Below are 23,898 nucleotides of genomic sequence, written 5' to 3'. Positions count from 1 at the left end.
TACCTTTCAACTTCTAAATCAAATGCGCCTTTAACCCCAACACTTTATCGCGCGTTTTTGCGGCATCCTCAAACTTCAAGTCACGTGAAAATTGCTTCATCAACTTCTCAAGACGATTGATTTCTTTCGCCAATAAGTCAGGACTGCGTAAGATGCTGATATCAACATCAGGCAAGTTGCTTTTGACAGGAATCGCTTGATTATCATTAGCGTCCAAATCTTCACCAGTATCGATTTTATCCGTGACATTACGGCGCGCGCCTTTTGGTGTGATGTTATGCTCAAGGTTAAAAGCGACTTGTTTTTCGCGGCGACGATCGGTTTCATCAATCGCTTTTTGCATGCTGTTGGTGATACGGTCGGCATAGAGAATAGCTTTACCGTTAATATGACGTGCCGCACGACCAATCGTCTGAATCAAAGCGCGCTCCGAACGCAAAAAGCCCTCTTTATCCGCATCAAATATCGCCACCAATGACACTTCGGGCAAATCAAGACCTTCACGTAGCAAGTTAATCCCGACCAACACATCATATACGCCAGTACGCAGCTCATGGATAATTTGCATACGCTCAAGGGTATCAATATCGGAATGCAGATAAGCGACTTTGACATTGTATTCTTTAAGATAACTGGTCAAATCCTCTGACATACGCTTGGTCAAAGTAGTAATCAAAACACGCTCATCTTTGGCACTGCGTATGGTAATCTCCGACAACACATCATCGACTTGCGTTAAGACGGGACGAATCTCAATCTCAGGGTCAATCAAGCCCGTTGGACGCACGACTTGCTCAACCACTTGTTCGCTATGCTCAAGCTCATATAACGCAGGGGTGGCACTGACATAGATAGTTTTAGGCTTGATACGTTCCCACTCTTCAAACTTCATCGGGCGGTTATTCATCGCACTTGGCAAACGGAAACCGTAATTGACCAAGTTCTCTTTCCGCGATCTATCGCCTTTATACATCGCACCAATTTGCGACACCGTCACGTGCGATTCATCAAGGAACAATAAGGCATCTTCTGGAATATAATCAAACAAGGTTGGCGGCGCTTCCCCTGATGGGCGACCGGAGAGGTGCTGCGAGTAGTTTTCGATACCGTTACAGTAGCCAAGCTGCTGAATCATTTCAAGGTCATACTGGGTACGCTCTTTAAGTCGTTGCGCCTCAACCAGCTTATTGTTTTCACGGAAATATTCTAAACGTGGCTCAAGCTCAGCACGAATGGTGTGCGTTGCCGCCTCTAACTTATTACGTGGCGTCACATAATGCGATTTTGGATAAATGGTAATTCTCGGCACGCTACGTACAGTTTTGCCCGTTAATGGATCAAACCAAGAGATTTTCTCCACTTCATCATCGAACATGTGCACGCGCACCGCAAGCTGTTCGGACTCAGCCGGATAGATATCTAATATCTCACCACGCAAGCGATAAGTTCCGCGCCCAAAGTCCAGCTCATTACGCATATATTGCATTTCAACCAAACGCTTAATCACGGCAGTACGATCGACTTTATCGCCCACCACGATATGTAATAGCATTTTTAGATAACTTTCAGGGTCGCCCAAACCGTAAATACAGGATACAGATGCGACAATAATGGCATCACGGCGCTCTAATAATGCCCGCGTGGCGGACAAACGCATTTGGTCAATATGATCATTAATGGCACTGTCTTTTTCGATAAAAGTATCGCTCGCCGCCACATAAGCTTCTGGCTGATAATAGTCATAATAGCTGACGAAATACTCAACCGCATTATTAGGGAAAAACGCTTTAAACTCGCCATATAACTGCGCGGCAAGCGTTTTATTATGCGCCATAATAATCGTTGGACGTTGAGTTTCAGCGATGACCTTTGCCATGGTATAGGTCTTACCAGAGCCCGTCACCCCAAGCAATAATTGCTCGTCCATGCCAGCATTGATGCCTTTTACTAATTTTGCAATCGCCTGTGGCTGATCGCCTGCTGGCTCAAACTCAGTAACCATCTCAAAGGCACGACTGGCTATTTGCGTGCCGGACGCATTCACGCCACTGATTTCAGCTTCGCCTTGCAGCTGGGTGGCCAATTGATTTAACTGACGCGATGAGCGCGGTTCGGGCATACGCATAATGGCTTTCTTCTTCTTAAGGTTTTTAATAATATGGGGCTAAACCATTATTTTTAAAGGTCATTTATCGTGTTAAACCACTACAAATGGATGCAAAAACACGCAATAAAAATCTCAAAAAATCAGGTATAGTCCAAAGACAATTAATCAAGGAACGAATTATGAAAGGTCATTGTCTATGCGGTAACGTGACGATTGAATTAGAAGACATTAATACTTTTGAAGCCTGTCATTGCACCATGTGTCGCCGTTGGGGCAGCGGACCATTGATGGCGATACACAGTCACTCAAAGCCTAATATTCAAGGTGAAGAATCAATGACAGTCTACCCATCCTCAGCGTGGGCAGAGCGCGCCTTTTGTCATAAATGCGGCACGAATTTGTATTATCATCAGCTCGGTTCTGAGACCTACGTGCTATCACTAGGACTTTTTCAAGATAACCCTAACTTGACCTTTGAGAGCCAAATTTTCATTGATAAAAAGCCGGATTATTATGCTTTTGCCAATGACACAACTAATCTAACCCAACAACAACTGTTCGATAAATTTAAAGAAAAAGGTATTCAACCTGAAGAATAAGAAACTCTAAAAATGACTATTTTATTAAAAATATTCATCAAATTTGCATAGATTGGTCATTAGGTTTACAAAGCTTTTCATGGTTAACAAAGTTGTTACACGACCACTCTATAAAGCCTAACGGTCAGGGGTTCAATATCTTATTTAAGCTGTTATTATCGATAGTGAATTAATTAAGAATATAGAAGCGCGATGGCTATTATGATTTTTTAGTACGAGTCTAAATAGTGAAAACATGCGTGATAAATATACTTACCAATAAGTTTTAAACTCAATAAAATAAAATCTAATAATGGAGTAAAAATATGAGAGAACGTTACGCAAGTGGTATAGATGACGCAACCGCACAAAAAATGATTGATTTGCTTAATGCTAATTTAGCAAATTTGATTGATTTAAGTATGGATAGTAAACAATGCCATTGGAATCTTCAAGGCACTGGCTTTATTGGGGTTCATCAGCTATTAGATGCTACGTATGCTCGCTTAACTGAAGCATTTGATACCGTCGCTGAACGCATTGTTATTCTTGGTGGTAAAGCCAATGGTATCTCTAAACGCGTAGTTGAAGATTCTATTTTAGAAACTTATCCTACTGATATCACTGATGTTGAGCAGCATATCCGTGAGCTCACCAACCGTTATAAAACCATTGCTGCATCATTACGTGAAGGCATTGATGCTGCTGGTGACGCTGGTGATGAAGATACCGCTGACTTATTGACTGAAGTGAGCCGTATTGTTGATAAAGATGCTTGGTTCATCGGTGCTAATGCGCCAAAAAAATAAGTTTTATATTAAGTAAAATCTAAATAGAAATTAAAAAAAGGTCACCGATTAGTAATAACTAGTTGGTGACCTTTTTTATGCGTTCGTTCTACCTGTTTTTTATGCGTTATTTCTACCTGATAGTATTTAAAAGTAGCTGTTGAAAAATAGGAACTCAACCACTTACTTTTAAACCTTGGCTATTAAGTATTAAGCTTGAGCACCGGCGCATTGGGCACTGATAAGGTTAAAATAGCTTCTTGAAATATCGGATTGGCACGGAATTGATTTTCGATATCTTCAAATGTTTGGGCAATATCGTTTTCTTGTTGGTTACCAGTAATATCGACCGCTGCCACCATAAATATCTTTTTGGGTCCTACCCACTCTAAATGCAGATATGACACGCTCTCAATATCGGCATGTGCCAGCAGCTCACCCAGCACATAATGGTGCATTTTCTCCGATACTTTATGCCCAACCAGAAAATCACGGTTACGGCTGATTAAGAAGATTGCCACAGCACCTAATAATAATCCCACCACAATAGAACCGAGCGCATCCCAAAACGGCTCGCCAGTATACGCATGCATACCCATCGCAGTGGCAGCAATCACCAAGCCAATGACCGCCGCTAAATCTTCAAAAAATACTCCGCGCAACGTAGGGTTAGAAGTATCAATCACATAACCAAGTGCACTAATATTCAGCACCTCGCCATGCTTTTTGCTTTCTCGATAAGCTTGCATTAATGACAAGCCCTCAAGCACAAAGGCGACCGCCAAAATGACAAAGCCAATGGTGTAATCGGTCTCAGTTTCAGCGGCGTTCCACTCTGTCACACCGGTATAAATGGAGACAATTGAGCCAGCCATAAAGACGCCAAATGCCGCTATCATCGACCACACATAGGACTCTTTGCCATAACCTAGTGGATGGCTTCTATCCGCAGGTTTTATCGATTTCTTCTCAGCGACAATCAGTAATGTACCGTTACCCGCATCTGCCCAAGAGTGCGCTGCTTCTGCAATCATAGACGCAGAACCCGTCATCACAGCGCCCACTGTTTTAGCAATGGCAATCAGTAAGTTTGCACCAACAGCGATTAATACTGTAGTGAGCGAGCTTGAAGGTTTTTTATTATTTTCAGGTGTGGAATTACTATTATTAGGAATATTTACGCTGTCATCATTAACATGAGACATAGGAGATATGCCTGCACCGCGCGCACGCGGAAGACTTTGAGCATGAGGCGGAGCCGTTAGCTGGGTGGTGGGCTTAGCAATAGATGGTTTTAGGCTCATGATGAACTCATTTAAACAGTGCCATTAGAGTAACTATGGCTTAAAGTAACTGCGGCTGGTGAATACCGTTACTCTAAATGTACTATTAGTTAAGTTGAAAGATACATTAGCTTAAAATAAGTTTGTAAAAGTATCAGTAACTTTTTAGTGAGTCGTTGTTTAGAATATGAGCAATTTATTGATTAAATGCTATTTTTTTTGGATTAATCTTCATGGGTTGATTCTAGTTCACCGACCATGGTGGAGATATCACAGCTGGGGCGGCTTGAGTTTTCCATATGTAGGCGTTTACGCTCTATCGCCGCGTCAGAACGACATTTCTGCATCGGTGTCTTCAGCTCAAGTGGTGGAATGGGCGTCGGTTTACCATTATCATCAATCGCAACCATAGTAAAATAGCAGCTGTTGGTATGGCGAATCGTACGCGCGCGCACGTCTTCTGCCTCTACACGGATACCGATTTCCATCGACGTTCTGCCCACATAATTGACACTGGCAGCAAAGGTGACCAGTTCGCCGACATAAATAGGCTCGCGGAACATCACTTGGTCAACCGATAGCGTCACGACATAGCTACCGCTATAACGACTGGCACACGCGTAAGCGACTTGGTCAAGCATTTTAAGCAAGTCGCCACCATGAACATTACCGATGAAGTTTGCCATATCAGGCGTCATCAGTACCGACATATATAGTTCGTGATTTAAGGGGGCTTTTTTGGCAGTTGAAGAGGTATTATCTTGAGGCATAGCAATCCTTACTATTATAAACATCCATTGTTGGTGCGCTATTTAAGATAGCACAGATTTAGTGTAGCGCATATTCAGGATGCTTAAATAGTTTTTCTTAACGGCAAGTATATATTCCATTAATACAATGCTATTCATAAGTTAAATCGATAAGTAGGAATAAAAGTTAACCTAACCTTTAACCTAACCAATGAAAGCGATATGCCAGCCACGCAACCATCGCGCTGACTGAACCGGTTAATAAGCCACCCCATGCAAAATCTACCAATGCGGTATCGAGCGTAAAGCCTTTATACAATGCCAAGTTGGTAAAGTCATACGTCCCATATGCCATCAGACCAATCAGCCCACCCAATAAAAAGATATGCCCAATGGATGCCTGTGCTTTGATTTGTGGATATAAAATGAGGACACATAATGCAAACAGGTAAAACAGATAAAATACGCCAGCGGCAGCCATATTAGGTTTATCAGCAAGTAAATGACCGATACGCGCCTCATAAAATGCGCCTTTCATGGTAGTCAGCCAAACCGAATCAATACCCAAAAATATGACAACGGCAGTAAGGTAAATAAATACATAGCCCATAATAATATCCTTTTTATGATGGTATGCTTTATGGCTGTCGCCAGTTTTTACTTGTACGTTAATATGATTTTATAACAATTATTTGCTCATTGTTATGCACTTGTCATTACTTAAATATCATCACCTAAAGAAGAAAGAAAGTCTTTAACTTAAGCGCACTTAGCAACATTTGTAGGTGCACGTTCACTATCCTCATCTTGCGCTGGTAAATCAGAAAAATGTAGCGTATCAATATTATTCGGCTTCACCGCTGTTACTTGTACCACGCCAATCGTACGTTCTAAAAAACCACCTTCGCAATAACAGAAATAAAACTCCCATAAGCGAATAAACGCTTCATCATAACCTAACGCCTTAATCTCTTGTCGCTGCGACATAAACGCTGCTCGCCAATCTCGCAAGGTATAGGCATAATCAAAACCATAATCATGCAGCTGCTTAATGACCATATCAGTCTGTTCAGTGAACTGTGTGTTCAGCTCTTGATTGGACAACAGACAGCCTCCGGGGAAAATATGCGTCTGAATAAAATCAACTGAGTCCACATAATCATGATAGTTTTGGTCATTAAAAGTAATGGCTTGTAGCACCATCAAGCCTGTGGGTTTAAGTAAATCATTACATTTGGCAAAAAACGTTGGTAGAAATTCATGCCCGACCGCTTCAATCATTTCAATACTGACTAACTTATCATACTGCCCTGTTAGCTTGCGGTAATCCTGCTTGAGTAACGTAATATTATCGGTCAGACCTGACGCTTCCACACGGCGTTGTGCTTCTTGATACTGAGCGTCTGAAATGGTGGTAGTGGTCACGTGACAGCCATAATGCTTGGCAGCATAAACAGCAAAGCCGCCCCAACCTGTACCAATCTCAAGCACATGGTCTTCGGCTTTAAGCTGTAAACGCTGACAAATAAGCGCCAACTTATGCTGCTGCGCTTGTGCAAGAGAGGTATCAGGTGTTGGATAAACCGCTGAGGAATACATCATCGTCGGGTCTAAAAAGCGCTCATACATCGCATTACCTAAATCATAATGCGCTAGAATATTGGACTTCGCGCCAGTATGATCGTTACTGCGTAATTGATGCTTGGTTTTCTCAAAGGTCTTGCTCATACGTGCAAAACGACTTTCTAACTGATTAAGTACGGCTAAATTACGTGCCGCCAGTCGTATAAATCCCGTTAAATCATTAGTATCCCACTCACCATTAATATAGCTATCCGCAAGCGCAATTGAGCCGCCAAATAATAGCTGACGGTAGACGTTGCTATCATGAATGTTGAGCGTCACATCGAGCGCATGTCGCCCTACTGCGGAGCTGCTGGCAGCTAAAGTAGAAATATCAGTTGAATTACCAGCCTGTTTTTGCCCAAAGGTTTGACTATTTGGCTTCTCTGCATCGAAGTCTTCAATTAACGTCAAACTTCCAAACTGTAAATGGCTGAGCGCACGAAATACTACCTTTCTGGCTAAATGATTGACACCTTGGCTAATCGGTTTTAGCACAGTGGTATCATTGACCACTTGACTCAGTCGCGCAGTGATTTTCTCTAAGGTTGAGGTTGGCGTGCGGTCGGTTGGGCGTGCTGGCATCGTCTTATCATCCTTGTGGCAAATGAGCAGATTCTTTTAAAAAAGAAGATTGTCATTACTATAGTTGTCACTACAATAATAGATAACGTCATATTAGATAACGTCTAAAGCACATTTGATATTTAATTTTTAAATACCAAACATACTCCACGTTCATACTATTTACTTCTTAGGCATCAATATTTGTGTCGGCATTACTTTTTCAATACCTTTTAGCGCACAGCTTTCATCTTGCATAGCACCGCCTGAACCACCAACGGCAATAGCGCCTATCACATCATTACCGAATTTTAATGGCACACCGCCACCAATAAGTAATAAGTCGTGTACGGTGTTCAAGTTATTTGAGTCTGGATTAGCACGGGCATTGTTTGCTAATAGGCGTGAAGGCGTTTTGGTAGACAGTGCAGTATATGCTTTACGAATAGCGGCATCCGTATTGTGAGGACCTACGCTATCATCACGCTGTAGCGCAATAAGGTTACCCGCACGATCAACAACCGCAACGACCGCAGATTTACCTTCTGCATGACACGCACCCATTGTAGCGTCGATGAGCTGATTGGCAAGCGTCAGTGACACGTTAGGCTGTTGTAATACCAGACTAGGCTTAACCGCTGATGGAGCTGCCATAACGGACGTGCTACCTACGATAATGGCAAGGGCAAATGCTGCTTTTGATACTGACTTTGAGATTGATAACATAAAAACCCTTAAAAAATAAGCCACTGCTATGAGCAAGGTTGCTATAAATTACTGTCAATTAACATGCAAATAATAGCTTATAATTGTTAAATTTAATTTATCAAAAATGTAAACGTTGTAAGTCCTACTAACAAATTGTTATTGAGGTCATTTTTGCTGCTGACTGTCTGCCAACTTTTCATCATAATTAATATAAGGCACTTTCTTAATGGCATAGAGCTTAAAAGCGTGCCAATAAATACGAGTAAGCGAAGTGATATTCATCAGTGGATTGTTACGTAAACTATGGCGAATAGTATGGTCAGTCATCGGTACGCCAGTCATTTTTATACCCGTTTTTAATACTTCTCCACGTGCGTCACTGATATTAATCGCAATACGAACCTGCAAACAGTTATCTGGCTGATTTTTTATTGAAACTTGCCAGCGATATTGCTGATCAATAGGATTGAACGGTGAGACATGAAAATCTTTATCGTGGCAGAATTCAGTATCCGCGCCATTCAATAAAAATCCATAATAATGGCGCTTATCCCATGGCGTATTAGAGACTTCTGCCAAAATATGAGTCGGCACATTATCGATATCAAAACCTAAATAAAAATTCACCGGACTAAAATAAATGCCCGCATTACGGCAGACCATCATCCCTATCATATCGCCTAACGGAGCGCTACCCGTCTGTTTTATAAATGTCTGTCGTAACCGCTGTTCAAGTGCTACGAAATCGTCGTCCACCGCTTTTTCTGAACGTTGAGCATCAATTAAGTAATCATCGGCACAAAACTTCTGTAACGCTTTATGCTGTGCTGAAAATAACGGCAACCCTTTTTTAAATAATTTACTGTTACTAAACGATGCTGTCGTAACCTCTGGTAACGACAGCCCTGCCGCTAAAGCGCTAATATTGACACCCCAATAACGGTACGGATAAGCAAACTTATTCACACTGGGTAGCAAACGACTGTGCCATGTCGTCCCTTGAAACAGCTGGTGCGGTATAGGATGAGGTAATACGTTCGGTAATGTAGAGTCAGACGAGCTAGGAATGGTAGACATAAGGCTCTCTTTATTTATCACGTCATTTATCTATTCATTTAACCAGTGATTCAATGATTTATCGCAGAACTATTTAGCTTTTTCTTTCATGCGTTTACTAAAAAACCCGCGCTTTTTCTTCTGACTAAACTCATGCACAGTAGGTTGCAAAGTAGCAATATAATCAACCAGTTCTTGATTGGTCGTAGCAGTAATGACTTGGCGTTTTTTCAATTTACGTGAGTTTTTATCCGCGTTTACAGGTAAATCTCGATAACGAAATGGCGTATGCGCATTTTCAGCATCAGGTAAATGGTTTGAATCCACTTCATCTTTAATATCAGTATGATTGCCCAGTGCCTGACAAACACGCAGCCCACTTCTAACCCCATCTTCATGAAAACCGTTAAACCAATAAGCGCCACAAAAATGAGTATGCAAACCACTACCAGAAATTCGTGACCATTGTGCTTGCGCTTCAATCATCTCATTGTTATAAATCGGATGGCTATAATCAATTTTCTTAATTACATGCGTCTCATCAATGCTTTTATTGAGTGTCGCCGGATTAAGTGTGACCAAATAATTATGCTGCTTGGTCAAGCGCTGCAAAATATTCATATGATAAGTGAGCACGGGTTTTGAAGTCGGTTGCTTAGCGTCAGTTTTATTTTTTGGTACGTCGTCAATCAAGTAATTCCAACTTGCCCACGCCAAAGGCTTTTTCGGTAAGACGCTGCTATCGGTATGTAGGACAGCGGTATTATTAGTAAACTGAAAATGACTTAATATTTCAGTTTCGTCCTTGCTCGCATCTGCCAATAAGCGCTGCGCTGTATCGGCATGACAAGCAAAAATCACCTCGTCAAATATAAGCGTTTCTGCGTTATCATCTGTCTTATTCATAACCTTAAGCGTTACTTTATCTGCGCTACGCGTGACCGCAGCCACTGGACTATTTACTTTAATTGTACCGCCCGCTTTAACAAAGCGCGTGACCAATTTATTCACATATTGTTTTGAGCCACCTTTAATCGTGAACCACTGTGGGCGATTGACCACCTCAAGCAACCCATGATTATCGAAAAACTGCGCAAAAAATACCAAGGGAAAATCCTGTACTTCTTTAAGGCTCGTTGACCAGATAGCAGACACCATCGGCAGTAAATAATTATCCGTAAATAAATTACCATAATGCTTGCTGTCTAAATAACTACCAAGCGTCTGCTTTGTTAATACACTCACATCCTGACCTTGTGCTTTTGCGGTGTCGAAATCTTGACATAACTGGCGAATATGCTTGTTAAACTGCAAAATATCTTTAATAAACTGCCAAAATTTTGGGTTTAATACGTTTTTACGTTGCGACAATAAAGTGTTTAGCGTATGTCCATTATATTCAAAATTACGGGCAACGTTTTTTACTGAAAAGCTCATGTCTGTTGCTTGAAACGGAACTTGTAAATCATGTAACAGTCGGAAAAAATTTGGATACGTACGTTCATTAAACACAATAAAACCAGTATCAATCGCACTGGTTTCTGAATGCTTACTGTTGGTTTTTTTACCCGTTTGCAGCGTCACATCAATCGTATTCACATGACCGCCGATATAGTCATTGGCTTCAAATATCGTCACCTCATATTGTTTAGACAAATAATGCGCACAAGTCAGCCCCGATACACCTGAACCAATGATGGCGACTCGCTTTTTATCTTGGACATCTATAACGTCCGGTAAATCGCGGCTGTTGTTATTCAAAACATTAGAGGCATTAGAATTAGAAGCGCTAGAGACTGCTTTTGTACGCTTAGCTTTACGATGGAAAAACGACATAAAGACGTTCCTTGTTGTTTTTTTAGATATTCTCAGGTATATCAAGACAAGCTATTTTTTATTCATCTTTTTGCTAACTTGTTGCCACACCATATCTGGCAATGCACCTAACGTCTTTAGCGGTAAGGTTAGCTTTTTAGGAAACTCAATGACTTCATCCCCATTGTCAATACCATTACGAATGGCGCGGCTTGCCTGCTCTGTGGTTTGGATAAAAGGCATAGGAAAGTCGTTTTGTTTTGTCATTGGCGTTTCTACAAATCCTGGTACGACCAAGCTCACCGCCACATCATGCGGTGCAAGGCTAATTTGCAAAGTTTTCATGAGATAATGAATCGCAGCTTTCGAGCTGCCATAAGCTTCGGCACGAGCAAAAGGCACATAAGCAGACGCAGAACCGATACCCACGAGCCGACCCTTTGACGCAATAAGTTGTGGCAATACACCCTCAATCGCGTGCGATAACGTGCCCATATTTACTGATATGACTTTCATAAATACGCTGCTATCAAAGTTTGGCATATCTAAATATTCGCACATGCCTGCACCACAAATTGCCAAGTCAATTTGACTGGTTTTAGCAAACGCTTCCATAACCTTTTCGCGATCCATCAAATCTACATTAATGGGCATTGCACCCAATTCTTTTAGCTCAGCAAGCGCGTTAGTATCACGCCCAACCGCATAGACCGTATGACCCGCTAATAGATAATCTTTTGCCAATTGCTTACCGATACCAGATGTCGCACCAGTAATTAAAATATGCATTTTTTTAGGAGTAGCAGTCATTGTTAACATCCTTTTATAATCGTTATTTGCAATATAAAACTTTTAATATGGATAATACTTTGATCGATTAACCGTTATTTTGGTGACGCTCAGCTAATCAAACTAGAACATAAATTTATCAAATCTAAACAATGAAAGTTTAAGCAAGTATAATATAAGCAGCTATGATTATTGTTGTAACTTCGCAAACAAATGATTAGCCACTCACCGTTATTGTCATCAATAAAGCGCATAATCCTATCCAGTCTCCCTATCGTTAAATAGCGGCATTATTTTCTATATTTTTTATACTTTCCCTTAATGGTCGCTTAAGACAGTGTTGAGTTGTCATGTTACAATGTGATAAGCCAAATTTTAGAGCGCTGAATTTAGCGACTTAACACCGATTATAATGCTTATACCGCCTATTCTCACTGTACATAAGGCGCTGATAGTACGGTTATCACCGCTATTGATGTACTTAAAACCAAAGCAAAAACCACAAGGATTTCCAATGAGCGAACTGCAATTGTCTGACCGCGTCAACAGTATTAAACCTTCACCAACGCTTGCTATCACCAGTAAAGCCGCAGAGCTGAAAGCAGCCGGTAAAGACATCATCGGTTTAGGTGCAGGTGAGCCTGACTTTGATACCCCAGAACATGTGAAACAAGCAGCTATGCAAGCGATGAATGAAGGCTTTACTAAATATACTGCTGTTGATGGTACGCCTGCGCTCAAAAAAGCCATTATTGAGAAGTTCAAGCGTGATAATGACATCAGCTATGAGCCGAATGAGATTTTGGTGTCTGTGGGTGGTAAGCAATCGTTCTTTAATTTAGCCCAAGCATTTATTAACCCAGGTGATGAAGTCATCATTCCTGCGCCATATTGGGTTAGCTATCCTGACATGGTTATCATGGCTGAAGGTGTACCAGTCATCGTTAAATGTCCTGCTGAACAAGACTTTAAAATCACGCCAGAACAGTTAGAAGCCGCTATCACTGACAAAACCAAACTGTTGGTACTAAACAGTCCTTCTAACCCAACGGGTATGATTTATAGCCTAGATGAGCTAAAAGCCCTTGCTGAAGTACTCAAAAAGCATCCCCAAGTTTATGTTGCATCAGATGACATGTATGAGCACATTCGCTGGACGAGTGATAAGTTCTACAATATCTTAAACGCAGCGCCTGAGTTAAAAGAGCGCGCCATCATTCTAAACGGCGTGTCAAAAGCCTATGCTATGACGGGCTGGCGTATTGGTTATGCGGGCGGTCCAGCAAAACTGATTGGCGCGATGAAAAAAGTACAAGGTCAGTCGACTTCTTGCCCAACGTCAATCAGCCAAGTGGCGGCTGAAGCCGCTATCAGCGGTGACCAAAACGTCCTAGATCCAATGATTGCCGCTTTTGAACAGCGTTGTGACTTGGTCGTTGATGGCTTAAATGCCATTAAAGGCATCACTTGCTTGCGTCCAGATGGCGCATTCTATGTGTATCCAAATATCGTGCCATTAATTAAAGCCGCTGGTCTAAAGTCTTGTACTGAATTCTCAGCATGGTTACTAGAAAAAGTTGGCGTGGCTGTCGTACCTGGCGATGCGTTCGGACTTGGCGGTCATATGCGTATCTCTTACGCGACTGATGAAGCCACACTAAAAGACGCACTCGCTCGTATCGAAAAAGCAGTGGCGGAACTGGACGTTGCTGAATAAGTACTAATCACCTAAAGTTAAATACTAACTATATTAAATACTCGCTATAAAGAAAAAGGACGTCCCGATTGTGGGCGTCTTTTTTTATTTTGCTTTTTTATCGTAAAATAATGACTAAATACACACTATTTCATACTTTTTATTAAAAATTTAAAAATAAAGCTTGACGTATTTTTTATCTTTGCTAGAATACGCACCACTTAGAACGAACTCGAAAGCGTTTATTCTAAGCTCGCAGTAAGATAATAACCCTTACCGCTTATTCCTCAATAGCTCAGTTGGTAGAGCGTCGGACTGTTAATCCGTGTGTCCCTGGTTCGAGCCCAGGTTGAGGAGCCATATTCTAGTAGTAAATATTTGAATCCTTTTTGATTCGATTATGGCACTTGCCAAAACCCTCATCTCTTTGATGAGGGTTTTTTTATGGCTGTGAGTTTTATGTTTATATTGGTGCCGATGCTGATGCTGATGCTGATGCTGATGCTGAACTTATTTTATATTTTTAAGAGCAGCGCTATATCCTAAGAATAAAAATACCCTTTTATTTTTGGAAACATTTATCGTGTTTTTAGATAACCGTTACGTTACACTAGCTTCAACTTTCATTAATAAATTTATTTAGATACGCCAATGTGGGAAATTTTAAACACCTCAGCTTTTGCGCCTTTTGCCATTGCTGCTTTAGTTTTGCTTATTTTATTAGTCGTTGAGCTACTGGGATTTTTCTTTGGTGGCATCAGCGGCTTTTTGGATAATATCTTGCCCGATGCGTTAGTCGATGCGGATTTCGATAGCAATATCAGTATGAATGCAGATGCTGATATCAGCTTAGGGTTAAAAGCGCTTGACTGGCTGTATGTCGGTCGTATTCCCACCATGATATTGCTTATTGTGTTAATTGCCAGCTTTTGTATCTCAGGCTTTGTGATTCAGCAATTGGCATTTGCAGTATTAGGTAGCTTTATATCACCTTGGCTTGCCAGCCTTGATGCGCTTGTTATCAGCTTTCCATTGCTAAAAATCATTGCTAGTTTGCTTTATCCTATTTTACCCAAAGATGAAAGCAGCGCGGTCAGCGCAGACTCATTGGTCGGACGACAGGCGCGTATTGTTTTAGGCTATGCCAGTATCGGGCAACCAGCACAAGCCAAGCTCACTGATGAGCACGGGCAAACGCATTATGTTATGGTTGAGCCTGACCCTGATTGTATATCTGGTCACCACGCCCGCAGTCGGGTGTCCTTACCCATTGCCGCTGAGGTTAATAACCCTGCCGTCACTATTACCGCTGAAGATGCTCTCATTATTACTAAAAAAGCCAGTGGGCATTACTTAGTCAAAAAATTATAAGAGTTAACCAGTCTTCAAATCTTCAAAAAAACTCATTCCAAATAAAAATAATACGCCTTATCTCTTTCTCATACTGACACATTTATAGGATTGCTATGGAAATTTTGATTTATTGGCTCGTTATCGCAGGAGTTATTGTCGTTGCCCTGCTTATTATCGGCTTTATTTTCACACGGCTCTATACTCGCGCCAGTAAAGAGGTGTCTTTTGTGCGGACGGGTATGGGCGGTGAGAGCGTTATTCTGAATGGTGGCGCGTTTGTGCTGCCGGTATTGCACGAAGTCATTCCGGTCAATATGAATACCCTACGCCTAGAAGTGCGTCGCGCTGATACTGAAGCCTTGATTACCAAAGACAGAATGCGCGTCGATGTTAAAGCAGAGTTTTATGTGCGTGTCAGCCCGCTAAAAGAGTCGATAGCTACCGCCGCGCAAACCTTAGGTATGAAAACCATGGCACCCAGTGAGCTAAAAGAGCTGGTCGAAGGTAAATTCGTTGACGCCCTACGTGCCGTTGCGGCTGAAATGCAAATGGAAGAGCTGCATGAAAAGCGGGTGGATTTTGTGCAGCGCGTTCAGCGTGCCGTATCAGAGGATTTGGCTAAAAATGGTCTAGAGCTAGAAACGGTTTCACTGACTGGACTCGATCAGACTAAGTTTGAATACTTTAATCCCCAAAACGCTTTTGATGCTGAAGGTATGACGCGTCTGACCAAAACCATTCAAGAGCGTCTAAAACTGCGTAATGATATTGAGCAAGAAACGGATTTGGCTATTAAAACTAAAAACCTAGAAGCAGAACGTAGCCGCATCAATATCGTTCGTGAAGAAGAGTATGCCAAGCTTGAGCAAGAGCGTGAAATCTCTATTCGCCGTGCGGAACAAGCCTCTAATATCGCAACTGAAGAAAGCATCAAGCAGCGTGAAGCGGAGGCAGCCAAAATCTCAGCGCAACGCGAAATTGACCTGCAACGTATCAATGCTGACCGTGATACCAAAAATCAAAATATCATGAAAGAGCAGGCGGTTGAGCAAGCCAACATCGAACGCCAAAAATCGCTTGAGTTATCAGAACAAGAACGACAAATTGCAGTCGCTGAAAAGTCACGTGCAGAGTCGATGGCAAAAGCCGAAGCCGATAAAGCCCGTGCCCTTGCAGTCCAACAGGCAGAAAACGTTACCACCGTGCGTGAACGTGAGATTGCTGAGCGTGCCAAAGCAGTACGATTGATTAAAGCGTCGGAAGAAGCCGAAATAGACGCCATTGAAATCAAAGTCGCCGCGCAAGCTGAAAAACAAGCCGCTGCCGATAGAGCAGAAGCGGTGCGCATTGAAGCCCAAGCAGCAGCAGATAAGCAGCGTTTAATTGCACAAGGTGAGGCAGATGCACAACTGGTCATTGCCCATGCAACAGCCGAAAAATACCGCGTTAAAGCCGAAGGACAAGAAGCACTCAATAAAGCGGCAAATATGCTGTCATCCGATCAAATCGATATGCAAATTCGTATTGCCCTGCTTGAGCGCTTACCCTCAATTATCGCCGAATCGGTCAAGCCTATTCAAAACATTGATGGCATTAAAATTCTGCAAGTGGGTGGCAATGGCGCGGGCATGCTTGGTGGACAAGTGCCAAATGGTGTTGCAGCAGATGCTACGGGCAATGGCTCATCAAGCAATTCATTAGCGGATGACATGGTCAGCTCAGCCCTACGCTATCGCAGTCAAGCACCGCTCATTGATCATTTATTGGGTGAGCTTGGACTGGCAGGTGGTGGCGACATGAATGCATTGACTAGTGCCTTAGTAGATTCACAGTTTAGCCCTGTCAACAACAAACGCACCGCTGACAACAAAGCTAACGATAACAGTAGTAATCGTTCTTAGATATTAAATAGCATCTCATCGCTAAATAAACATATTAGTAAAAACATTTAACAACCCTTGTCTATAGTAATAACTGTTTTATATAGCCTTGGTGTTATTGAACCTTAATAATAAGACTGATATTTCAGAAAAAATAGGATTTTTGATAAAAAAACTTAAACTTGATAATTAATTGATCATTAAGGTTGACAGATATCAAAACCTTGGCTAGAATACCTCCCACATAACGCAAACACTGTTACACAGTTTGTCGTTATCACAGCTTATTCCTCAATAGCTCAGTTGGTAGAGCGTCGGACTGTTAATCCGTGTGTCCCTGGTTCGAGCCCAGGTTGAGGAGCCATATTCAAAGAGACCTTCATCGCTATTCGATGGAGGTTTTTTTATGGACGCTATTTTTAGGTTCACTAGTGTTTAGGTACGGTTAACGTTTTAATTCAACACGCTTTGCTGTATGGTAAGTATTAACGATTTTCGTCCAAGTTCTTTATTCCTACTCACTAAAAGTAATGGTTTATTATGATACCTGTACGCATCAAAAATAAGTTTTCTGCTCATCCGCAAAAAGTTATGCGCCCTATCAGCATCCGCCTCTCTGAGGAGATGATTGAACTATTAGGTGCAACATCAGCGGAGCTAGGCTTCAAGCGCATCCAAGGGCTGATTCGTTTATATATACGCCAAGGGCTTGACCGCGATCATCAGGACTACACATTAGCGCATGATGAGCTATTTATTGAAACGCTACGTAAGAATGGCGTCAGTCAGCGTATTATTGATGAAGCCATCGTTGTGACGCATAATAGCAATATCACTCATCCGTTATCTGAACTGCAAGATAAATGATAAGCTCTCATAAAAAGACTGACTTTATTATTATTGCTTAATAGCCTAACCATCTCTATCTAGTTTTTACTAGCAGATATTCTTAGGCTAGGTTTACTTAATCGTGCCTAGCCTTTATCTTTGCCGTGACAAATACGTTTTTCTGTCTACTACTCTCATAAACACGATATCTAATCCCGCCTACCCTTAATCTCTATTTTTTATCTTCTTGCAAAATTTAACACAATCTTGCGCGCTGATTTGACTCTATCTCTTTTAAAACAAGGTATATTCAAGTCGGTAACTTAGATTAATTGCCTAAAATTTAGTCACACTAAATTAGAATTAAAGAACAGTAATAATGAAAAGTTGGCAATTTGAGGTAAAAAAATTGAGGTAAAAAGGAGGTAGATAATGTTAATTTTATTAAAAAAACGGTTATCAACAGATAACTCTACTTTCATAAATAAATCTATCGTGTCATATCACACGATTTTGAACCGCTCTATACAGCACACACATCACTTACTATTATTGCTACTAGCGTTTGCTATGGGTTCAGTCATCACCGGCTGTTCCATGCCACAAGCTGACCCCAGCCAACAGTCCATACCCACAGACTCCAATCAGTGGCAGGAAAAGCTCGGGAAAACCTTTGAGCAGCTTTCTGAGAGCGATAGGCAGCTACTAAGCCGCTATATGCTACGTATGAAGCTTAGTGAGGCCTTTGAGGCAGGCGCAGTGCCGCGTACTACCATTAAGCAGGCTCTAGTACAGCAGCGCGAATATGAGCGGCTTCATCCTAATAATCCTACGGGTAAGAAAAGTCCTATTATCGCCAATCAACAACTTGGGCGGATTCAGGCGCAAACTTACCCTATCGCTCTACTGCCTGTCAAAACCAGTAATAGTGATAGCCTAAACCAAGTTAAATTGCAGTTTGTACTGTCTAATGAAGGCACAATTCCCATTCAAAGCTTTAAAGGCTCGCTGCTCATGCAAGATGCTAAGCTCGCCAAAGGTAAAAATTTTAATGTGCCAATCACGACGTTTGTACCACCTATTGCACCTGAGCAGTCGAGTACAATCGTGATTGAAACCAGTATTGAAGATATAAATGTGATGCGCGCGATTAAAAATGCGCAAGATGTCACCATCATCATCAGTGAAGGCACATTGATACTTACGGATGGTCAAAAAATTGAATTTTTAAATAAACTAACTAAGTAATCAGTATGTCGTTAGCGGCATAAAAAAAGCCCTAATCAATAATGATTAGGGCTTTTTTAGACTTAACAAATAATAGAAATGATGCCAATTGCTTACTAATATCAGCTACCAAAATACATCCCTCTACCACTGCTACCATTGGTACCAAGAATCAATAGGTTAGTATCTACATCATCTAAACTCGCAACCCCTGTAAGCGTTTCTCCAGCCGCAGAACAGTTAATTTGACCAAAAGTTATGCTGCTCTCAAAGTATCGTTGTGAAGCAACTTGTGTAAATTTACCCGAAATATCACAACCTTTGATATCTTTACCAGTGAAGTTACCATTCGTCGTAAATTTAATTGTTGCCTCAGCTGCACCCGTACCACTGGTCACATATAACGGAGCAGTGATTGTTTTATTATCAATCTTGTCCAAAGTATGCTTTTTAAATGAAGCCGTTTTGAGCTTTAGATTGTACGTTATCGGTTTTGAAGGCAGTTCGTAGAATGTACCATTAATAACGCCTAATTTATAATCACCAGTAATCGTATTATCGCGAGAAGCACGGTTATTATCATAAGGATAGCCTTTTGCTGATACCTGAAATTTATTATTATTGAGTATTATTGGACCATTACTGCTGAGAAAGCCTATGACATTGTCAGGCTTATCCTCTGCATAGGTAAACCATAACCTACTATTATCGTCAACCAAACCTTCTAAAAATTCTTTTTCATTTGTTCTACCTTCATAAAAACCTGGCATTAGCTTAACACTAAGATTAGGGTCTGGATTAGGATCAGGGCTAGAATTTGAGTTAGAACTAGAATCATCACCGCCACAACCTACAAGGGCAGCACCAACTAATAAATACAACGCTAGTTTTTTCATTGGCTTATCCTCACATTTGTTTATTAAACAGCAATACTTATGATAGTAAATAGCAATGAGGATACAAGCAATAACCACATTCGTCTTTTATTCTCTAAATTGTTCACTTCATGTAGCTATTGTAACCCACTCGCACCTTTATAAAATTAAAAAAGCCTGTAGCGTCAAGAGATATTACGATGAACTGACGTGAGATTATTATGAATCCAGATACAAAAAAAATCCCCAATCACAAATATGATTGGGGATTTTTTATTTTTCTTAAACATTGTACTTAAATTTGGCGGAGACGGAGAGATTCGAAACCTCTGTATAACGTGACGACTTCAGGCATCAAAACTCTAACCCCTTGTTATATAACGTTTCTGTGATAAGTATTCATCAATATGTACCCTATATATCAGCCCACTACTAGCCCACGGTTAATTAATAATATGCCCAAAAGTACACAGTAAAGATTAATGGGTTTTAATACTTAGATATTTCATACAGTCAAATAAAAAGGTAATAAAGGTAATAATTATTTAATATTCTCTTGTAACCCTTTATTTATATAGCTTATAAGAATTTATTAAAAGGTAATAAAAAAGTAATATATAAGTAACAAATTACTTTTTAGAAAGGTGATATCCCTATATATATAAGTCATTGTTTTAAATGGTATTTATAAAATATTACCTTTTTCGTTACCATCTATTACCTTTTAAGGGTAATAAAATTAATCAGCATTATCATATACTTACATACATAGTTTTAACTTATTACCACCATTACCTTTTCTTTTTGCCGTACCAATATTTCAAGACTCTAAAAACGCCGCATAAGTCGCATTATACTGCATCAAATTGCATTACGCCCTTAGACGACTATCGCTTAACTGTGGGCATTCTGGCAGCATTTTGATGCATTAAAATAAGGGCATTAAGTATGCAGAACTCGGGCGGGAGGGAGCGATTTTTGCCGTGGTCAGGCGACAAAAAAAGACCGCTAAAAAATGAGCGGTCTTTTAATTAAAAAATAAATTTATGAGTCAGATTTGGTCAGTTGGTACTCATTGAAGCTAATGATTGTCTCACCGACCTGATCATTGATGTCGAGTAGCATGTTTTGTAGTGTGAGTATCTCATGCCAATAAAATACTTCAGCAGCTTTCTTGGCGTCACCAAATCCGCCAGCATTGTTTGGCACCACTCCCATAAGTTGAGGTGGTACGCGGTGACCGGCTAATGTGTCATCACGCGATGCAATCTTGATATTAGCAAACTCATCTTTGGCAGCGACCTCTGCCAATGGAATAACTTTAACACCATCAGGTTTACCATTTGGTGTGTACATAAACAAGTTCTTAAAGTTACCCGCGCCCTTTGATTCTCGCACTGCATCTTCTAAATCGTCAACGTCTTCTTGTGTCGATAATGGATCTGATACATGCAAGATATAACCAGCATGGGCACCATTTTTGTAATACCGACGGCGGAATAGTGTAGCAGCTTCATTGAGTGTAATGGCGTTGACACTGCTCAGATAATCAGGAACGCCATAAATTTCTTGATTGATGTCGGGATTAAATATATGAATGACTTGCTCATTGTATTCAATCGCCGCACCTTGTCTATAATCAACATGGTGATAACCCTCTCCTTTGATTGACTTGCGTGTATTACGTGCAAGTTTTGGTCGCAGCTGTAACACACCACCCAATCTATTACGTACTACTTGAACATAAGCATTATCAAATACTAATAGATTAATTACTAGACCAATAAAGGCTTGGCGGCTTAACTTGGGATGCGGCTTGTATAGGCTGACAAGTACATTACGCTTAGTAATCAGCGCGCTGGTGTGGTGACTGGTCGCATGATACATCTTAGCCACAGCATCAATATCGTAGGGATATTCATAGTGATTTTGATACATGGGACAATATTCATACTCAAACATGCTGCGCCCATCAAGCACCGGCTCAGGGTCACCAAAGCTATGCATGATTACTTTCTGACCAGTTATGGCTTTTTCATCTGTGTCTGTCATCTATGTACCTTTATTCGTGATTTGTGGACGCCGTCATTGATTTGGTCTGTACTTGCAAGTGGTGCTTTTTCGAGCGCGTTCATGATTGCCCATGCAATATCACTGTGACCAACTTCTTTACTTCGGCTACTAACAAACGTCATTTGGCGTTGACTGCCAGTTAATGCTTGCTTGATAGCAATAAATGCCTTGGCAATATCAATGCTGCCTGCATCAAAATGTAATTTGCGTCTGGTAAAAAGCTCTTTTACTCTGAGCGCCATGCGCGTCTTACTCTCAACGCTATAGATAATGGCGGTGTAGTTCGGATAGAATTTTTTAACGTGTTCAGCGACTGAGATACCAGCCCCTGTTGTATCGATACCTAAAAACTCAACATCGTAACGCTCGCAAATCTTTTTGATATGCTGGGCTTGGACGTGTGGTGGCATGTGGTCAAGGTGCATACGCTCTAAGATACGATACGGCTGACCTTCTTTTTCGGGTGGGGCAACAACTGCCAATGCCGGTCTATCACCGGTAAAGCTTGGGTCATAACCTACCCAAACTGGTTTGGCAAACTTCTTACTACCCAGCGGTGTAAAGTCGTCCCAAATCTGCCAGCTATCAACCATATTCGGCTGCAGTACTGACAACGGAAAGTAGCTGTTACTGTCATCTAAAAAGACACACATAAACAGGTTTGCAAATCGTTCGGGTGTGTATTCCAGTAGCAGCTGTGCTATATCAAGTTTGTCAAAACCACCTCTAATTGCATCTTTGATAGTGACAATTAACCGCCACTTTCCGTCGTCACAGTAACGACCACCCTTTAATGCGCTGTGTGATGTATCAATATCTTTTTTATTGACACCATCTTTACCTGTCCAAAACGCATAGGCTTCATGCAAGACACTGCTTGGCGTAGATAAATAAACTTGTTGAAAGTGACTTTGTGACGCCATGCCTGATGCGACAGCGCGGAACTCTTTAAATTTACGAATCCAGAAAAACTCATCCATGATTACATCGCCATGACGACCCTGTGCCGTCAATGCGTTAGTGCCCATGTAATACAGACTGACCTGCGTATTGTCTTCTAACGACAGTACGATTGGCTCCCCACCAATATTCCTGCCTAATATTTCAAATACAAAAGATTTAATGTATTCGATAAATTGATACGCCTGCGCCTTACTTGCTGACAAGAAAATCTTATTTTTTTTAGTCCTTAATGCATTTATCAACGCCCATAGTGCGATGACATACGTGGCACCAATCTGACGAGACTTGAGCATCATAAATATACGCGCAGCGCGATGCTTCTTGTTGCCGTTCAATATTTCGACCCAACGTTGCTGGAACGGATATGGCTCAAGCATCAAGTTAAAGGCTTCTTCTAGCGCATCAATGTCTTCTTCTGTAAACAAGTTTCTGACAGCAGGCTTACGATCTTCTTTATATCTATTAGAGAGTTTCGGATTCAGTGTCGCGCCGTTACCACCGTCGTTATAACGCTCGATTTTTGCTGTCCGCTCTAATTGCTGGTTAAAGAAGTCAATTTCTTTATATTCAGCATTTCCTTTTTTATCCATGTTAATCAGCATAAGCATCCGAGCTTGCATCGCTGATTTTACATTCTCAAAAATACTGGCACGCACCCATGCGTCACGCTGTTTCCAACTGGCAACCGTTGGGCGCTTTTCGTTTAATTCTTTTGAGATTTGAGTGACGCTCAGGCCTTGCGCGTAGAGCAATCTTGCGCGTTCGCGATTGTCAGCAATGGCAGCATCAATGATGTCAATTTGGTCAGTAGTCATAGTGCTATAGCTTATAGCTCGCAACCCTTGCAACCACGCGCTTTGTAACCGTAAAGGCGCTTTACGGTTAACAACCGGTTGCCCGTCACCCCCTTTAGCCGACAAACTAAAGCCTATTTAAAAGTTAC

The 23,898-nt window shown here is 41.3% G+C and carries 19 protein-coding genes and 2 tRNA genes; 9 read left to right on the top strand and 12 right to left on the bottom strand.

The annotated features are described in order from the left end of the window. Nucleotides 1-13: 13 nt before the first annotated feature. Complete coding sequence (uvrB, locus tag AOC03_RS10170; protein ID WP_062535674.1) at nt 14-2,125, bottom strand: excinuclease ABC subunit UvrB; 2,112 nt, start codon at nt 2,123-2,125, stop codon at nt 14-16. A 161-nt stretch (nt 2,126-2,286) separates the two neighbouring features. Between uvrB and AOC03_RS10165 the strand changes: the two genes are divergently transcribed. Together AOC03_RS10165 and dps are read left to right on the top strand one after the other, a co-directional pair. Next, nucleotides 2,287-2,706 carry a GFA family protein gene (locus AOC03_RS10165; protein WP_062535672.1) on the top strand — a complete coding sequence of 140 codons (420 nt, stop codon included), beginning with the start codon at nt 2,287-2,289 and terminating at the stop codon, nt 2,704-2,706. A gap of 305 nt (nt 2,707-3,011) precedes the next feature. Beyond that, nucleotides 3,012-3,494, top strand: a complete 483-nt coding sequence (dps, locus tag AOC03_RS10160) for a DNA starvation/stationary phase protection protein Dps (RefSeq protein WP_062535670.1) — start codon at nt 3,012-3,014, stop codon at nt 3,492-3,494. Nucleotides 3,495-3,676: 182 nt separating this feature from the next. On the opposite strand, the gene AOC03_RS10155 is transcribed toward dps, so the two are convergent. The 8 genes from AOC03_RS10155 to AOC03_RS10120 form a co-directional block, all read right to left on the bottom strand. After that, complete coding sequence (locus tag AOC03_RS10155) at nt 3,677-4,777, bottom strand: cation diffusion facilitator family transporter (protein WP_062535669.1); 1,101 nt, start codon at nt 4,775-4,777, stop codon at nt 3,677-3,679. Between the two features lie 203 nt (nt 4,778-4,980). Then, a complete protein-coding gene (locus AOC03_RS10150; protein WP_062535667.1) occupies nt 4,981-5,526 on the bottom strand; it encodes an acyl-CoA thioesterase in 546 nt (181 codons plus the stop codon). Between the two features lie 178 nt (nt 5,527-5,704). Continuing rightward, nucleotides 5,705-6,115, bottom strand: coding sequence for a DUF2177 family protein (locus AOC03_RS10145; protein WP_062535665.1), 411 nt, complete (start codon nt 6,113-6,115; stop codon nt 5,705-5,707). 149 nt (nt 6,116-6,264) lie between these two features. Further along, on the bottom strand, nt 6,265-7,713 hold the full coding sequence (locus AOC03_RS10140; protein WP_062535662.1) for an SAM-dependent methyltransferase: 1,449 nt from the start codon (nt 7,711-7,713) through the stop codon (nt 6,265-6,267). Nucleotides 7,714-7,875: 162 nt separating this feature from the next. After that, a complete protein-coding gene (locus tag AOC03_RS10135) occupies nt 7,876-8,418 on the bottom strand; it encodes a GlcG/HbpS family heme-binding protein (protein WP_062535660.1) in 543 nt (180 codons plus the stop codon). A gap of 147 nt (nt 8,419-8,565) precedes the next feature. Beyond that, nucleotides 8,566-9,477, bottom strand: coding sequence for a DUF1365 domain-containing protein (locus AOC03_RS10130; protein ID WP_084785840.1), 912 nt, complete (start codon nt 9,475-9,477; stop codon nt 8,566-8,568). Between the two features lie 69 nt (nt 9,478-9,546). After that, nucleotides 9,547-11,292, bottom strand: coding sequence for an NAD(P)/FAD-dependent oxidoreductase (locus tag AOC03_RS10125; protein ID WP_062535654.1), 1,746 nt, complete (start codon nt 11,290-11,292; stop codon nt 9,547-9,549). A 51-nt stretch (nt 11,293-11,343) separates the two neighbouring features. Further along, nucleotides 11,344-12,081 (bottom strand): SDR family NAD(P)-dependent oxidoreductase, encoded by a 738-nt coding sequence (locus AOC03_RS10120; protein WP_062535652.1) that lies wholly within the window; start codon nt 12,079-12,081, stop codon nt 11,344-11,346. 493 nt (nt 12,082-12,574) lie between these two features. On the opposite strand from AOC03_RS10120, the gene AOC03_RS10115 reads away from it, so the two are divergent. The 7 genes from AOC03_RS10115 to AOC03_RS10085 all read left to right on the top strand — a co-directional run bounded on the left by AOC03_RS10115 (nt 12,575) and on the right by AOC03_RS10085 (nt 19,065). After that, nucleotides 12,575-13,777 carry a pyridoxal phosphate-dependent aminotransferase gene (locus tag AOC03_RS10115; protein ID WP_062535650.1) on the top strand — a complete coding sequence of 401 codons (1,203 nt, stop codon included), beginning with the start codon at nt 12,575-12,577 and terminating at the stop codon, nt 13,775-13,777. 263 nt (nt 13,778-14,040) lie between these two features. Then, a tRNA-Asn gene (locus tag AOC03_RS10110) sits at nt 14,041-14,116 on the top strand. A gap of 291 nt (nt 14,117-14,407) precedes the next feature. Continuing rightward, the gene (locus AOC03_RS10105) at nt 14,408-15,127 is read left to right on the top strand and encodes an OB-fold-containig protein (RefSeq protein ID WP_062535648.1); all 720 of its coding nucleotides are present in this window, start codon (nt 14,408-14,410) and stop codon (nt 15,125-15,127) included. A gap of 95 nt (nt 15,128-15,222) precedes the next feature. Next, the gene (locus tag AOC03_RS10100) at nt 15,223-17,010 is read left to right on the top strand and encodes a flotillin family protein (protein ID WP_062535646.1); all 1,788 of its coding nucleotides are present in this window, start codon (nt 15,223-15,225) and stop codon (nt 17,008-17,010) included. A 267-nt stretch (nt 17,011-17,277) separates the two neighbouring features. Then, nucleotides 17,278-17,353: transfer RNA gene (locus AOC03_RS10095), tRNA-Asn, on the top strand. Between the two features lie 176 nt (nt 17,354-17,529). Continuing rightward, on the top strand, nt 17,530-17,856 hold the full coding sequence (locus tag AOC03_RS10090) for a hypothetical protein (RefSeq protein ID WP_062535644.1): 327 nt from the start codon (nt 17,530-17,532) through the stop codon (nt 17,854-17,856). A 393-nt stretch (nt 17,857-18,249) separates the two neighbouring features. After that, nucleotides 18,250-19,065, top strand: a complete 816-nt coding sequence (locus AOC03_RS10085) for a hypothetical protein (protein ID WP_227514230.1) — start codon at nt 18,250-18,252, stop codon at nt 19,063-19,065. 101 nt (nt 19,066-19,166) lie between these two features. On the opposite strand, the gene AOC03_RS10080 is transcribed toward AOC03_RS10085, so the two are convergent. From AOC03_RS10080 to AOC03_RS10070, 3 genes are all read right to left on the bottom strand, one after another. Next, nucleotides 19,167-19,940: a hypothetical protein gene (locus AOC03_RS10080; protein ID WP_062535643.1), complete on the bottom strand. Its 774-nt coding sequence runs from the start codon at nt 19,938-19,940 to the stop codon at nt 19,167-19,169. Between the two features lie 1,023 nt (nt 19,941-20,963). Continuing rightward, a complete protein-coding gene (locus tag AOC03_RS10075; RefSeq protein WP_062535641.1) occupies nt 20,964-21,971 on the bottom strand; it encodes a phage portal protein in 1,008 nt (335 codons plus the stop codon). Continuing rightward, nucleotides 21,968-23,875, bottom strand: a complete 1,908-nt coding sequence (locus tag AOC03_RS10070) for a terminase large subunit domain-containing protein (protein ID WP_227514229.1) — start codon at nt 23,873-23,875, stop codon at nt 21,968-21,970. Before AOC03_RS10070 ends, AOC03_RS10075 begins: the two co-directional genes overlap by 4 nt. Nucleotides 23,876-23,898 lie beyond the last annotated feature (23 nt).

It is taken from the genome of Psychrobacter urativorans, assembly GCF_001298525.1.
GTDB classification, from domain to species: domain Bacteria; phylum Pseudomonadota; class Gammaproteobacteria; order Pseudomonadales; family Moraxellaceae; genus Psychrobacter; species Psychrobacter urativorans_A.
Note: the sequence above shows the minus strand (reverse complement) of the source record. Positions and strands in the feature narration are given on the sequence as shown.

What these genes read in the sequence shown, in the direction of transcription:
- AOC03_RS10105 (WP_062535648.1), top strand. Translation starts at nt 14,408, where the DNA reads ATGTGGGAAATTTTAAACACCTCAGCTTTTGCGCCTTTTGCCATTGCT.
- AOC03_RS10115 (WP_062535650.1), top strand. Translation starts at nt 12,575, where the DNA reads ATGAGCGAACTGCAATTGTCTGACCGCGTCAACAGTATTAAACCTTCA.
- AOC03_RS10085 (WP_227514230.1), top strand. Translation starts at nt 18,250, where the DNA reads ATGTTAATTTTATTAAAAAAACGGTTATCAACAGATAACTCTACTTTC.
- AOC03_RS10090 (WP_062535644.1), top strand. Translation starts at nt 17,530, where the DNA reads ATGATACCTGTACGCATCAAAAATAAGTTTTCTGCTCATCCGCAAAAA.
- AOC03_RS10125 (WP_062535654.1), bottom strand. Translation starts at nt 11,292, where the DNA reads ATGTCGTTTTTCCATCGTAAAGCTAAGCGTACAAAAGCAGTCTCTAGC.
- AOC03_RS10165 (WP_062535672.1), top strand. Translation starts at nt 2,287, where the DNA reads ATGAAAGGTCATTGTCTATGCGGTAACGTGACGATTGAATTAGAAGAC.
- dps (WP_062535670.1), top strand. Translation starts at nt 3,012, where the DNA reads ATGAGAGAACGTTACGCAAGTGGTATAGATGACGCAACCGCACAAAAA.
- AOC03_RS10135 (WP_062535660.1), bottom strand. Translation starts at nt 8,418, where the DNA reads ATGTTATCAATCTCAAAGTCAGTATCAAAAGCAGCATTTGCCCTTGCC.
- AOC03_RS10080 (WP_062535643.1), bottom strand. Translation starts at nt 19,940, where the DNA reads ATGAAAAAACTAGCGTTGTATTTATTAGTTGGTGCTGCCCTTGTAGGT.
- AOC03_RS10155 (WP_062535669.1), bottom strand. Translation starts at nt 4,777, where the DNA reads ATGAGCCTAAAACCATCTATTGCTAAGCCCACCACCCAGCTAACGGCT.
- AOC03_RS10130 (WP_084785840.1), bottom strand. Translation starts at nt 9,477, where the DNA reads ATGTCTACCATTCCTAGCTCGTCTGACTCTACATTACCGAACGTATTA.
- AOC03_RS10100 (WP_062535646.1), top strand. Translation starts at nt 15,223, where the DNA reads ATGGAAATTTTGATTTATTGGCTCGTTATCGCAGGAGTTATTGTCGTT.
- AOC03_RS10120 (WP_062535652.1), bottom strand. Translation starts at nt 12,081, where the DNA reads ATGACTGCTACTCCTAAAAAAATGCATATTTTAATTACTGGTGCGACA.
- AOC03_RS10140 (WP_062535662.1), bottom strand. Translation starts at nt 7,713, where the DNA reads ATGCCAGCACGCCCAACCGACCGCACGCCAACCTCAACCTTAGAGAAA.
- AOC03_RS10145 (WP_062535665.1), bottom strand. Translation starts at nt 6,115, where the DNA reads ATGGGCTATGTATTTATTTACCTTACTGCCGTTGTCATATTTTTGGGT.
- AOC03_RS10150 (WP_062535667.1), bottom strand. Translation starts at nt 5,526, where the DNA reads ATGCCTCAAGATAATACCTCTTCAACTGCCAAAAAAGCCCCCTTAAAT.
- uvrB (WP_062535674.1), bottom strand. Translation starts at nt 2,125, where the DNA reads ATGCGTATGCCCGAACCGCGCTCATCGCGTCAGTTAAATCAATTGGCC.
- AOC03_RS10075 (WP_062535641.1), bottom strand. Translation starts at nt 21,971, where the DNA reads ATGACAGACACAGATGAAAAAGCCATAACTGGTCAGAAAGTAATCATG.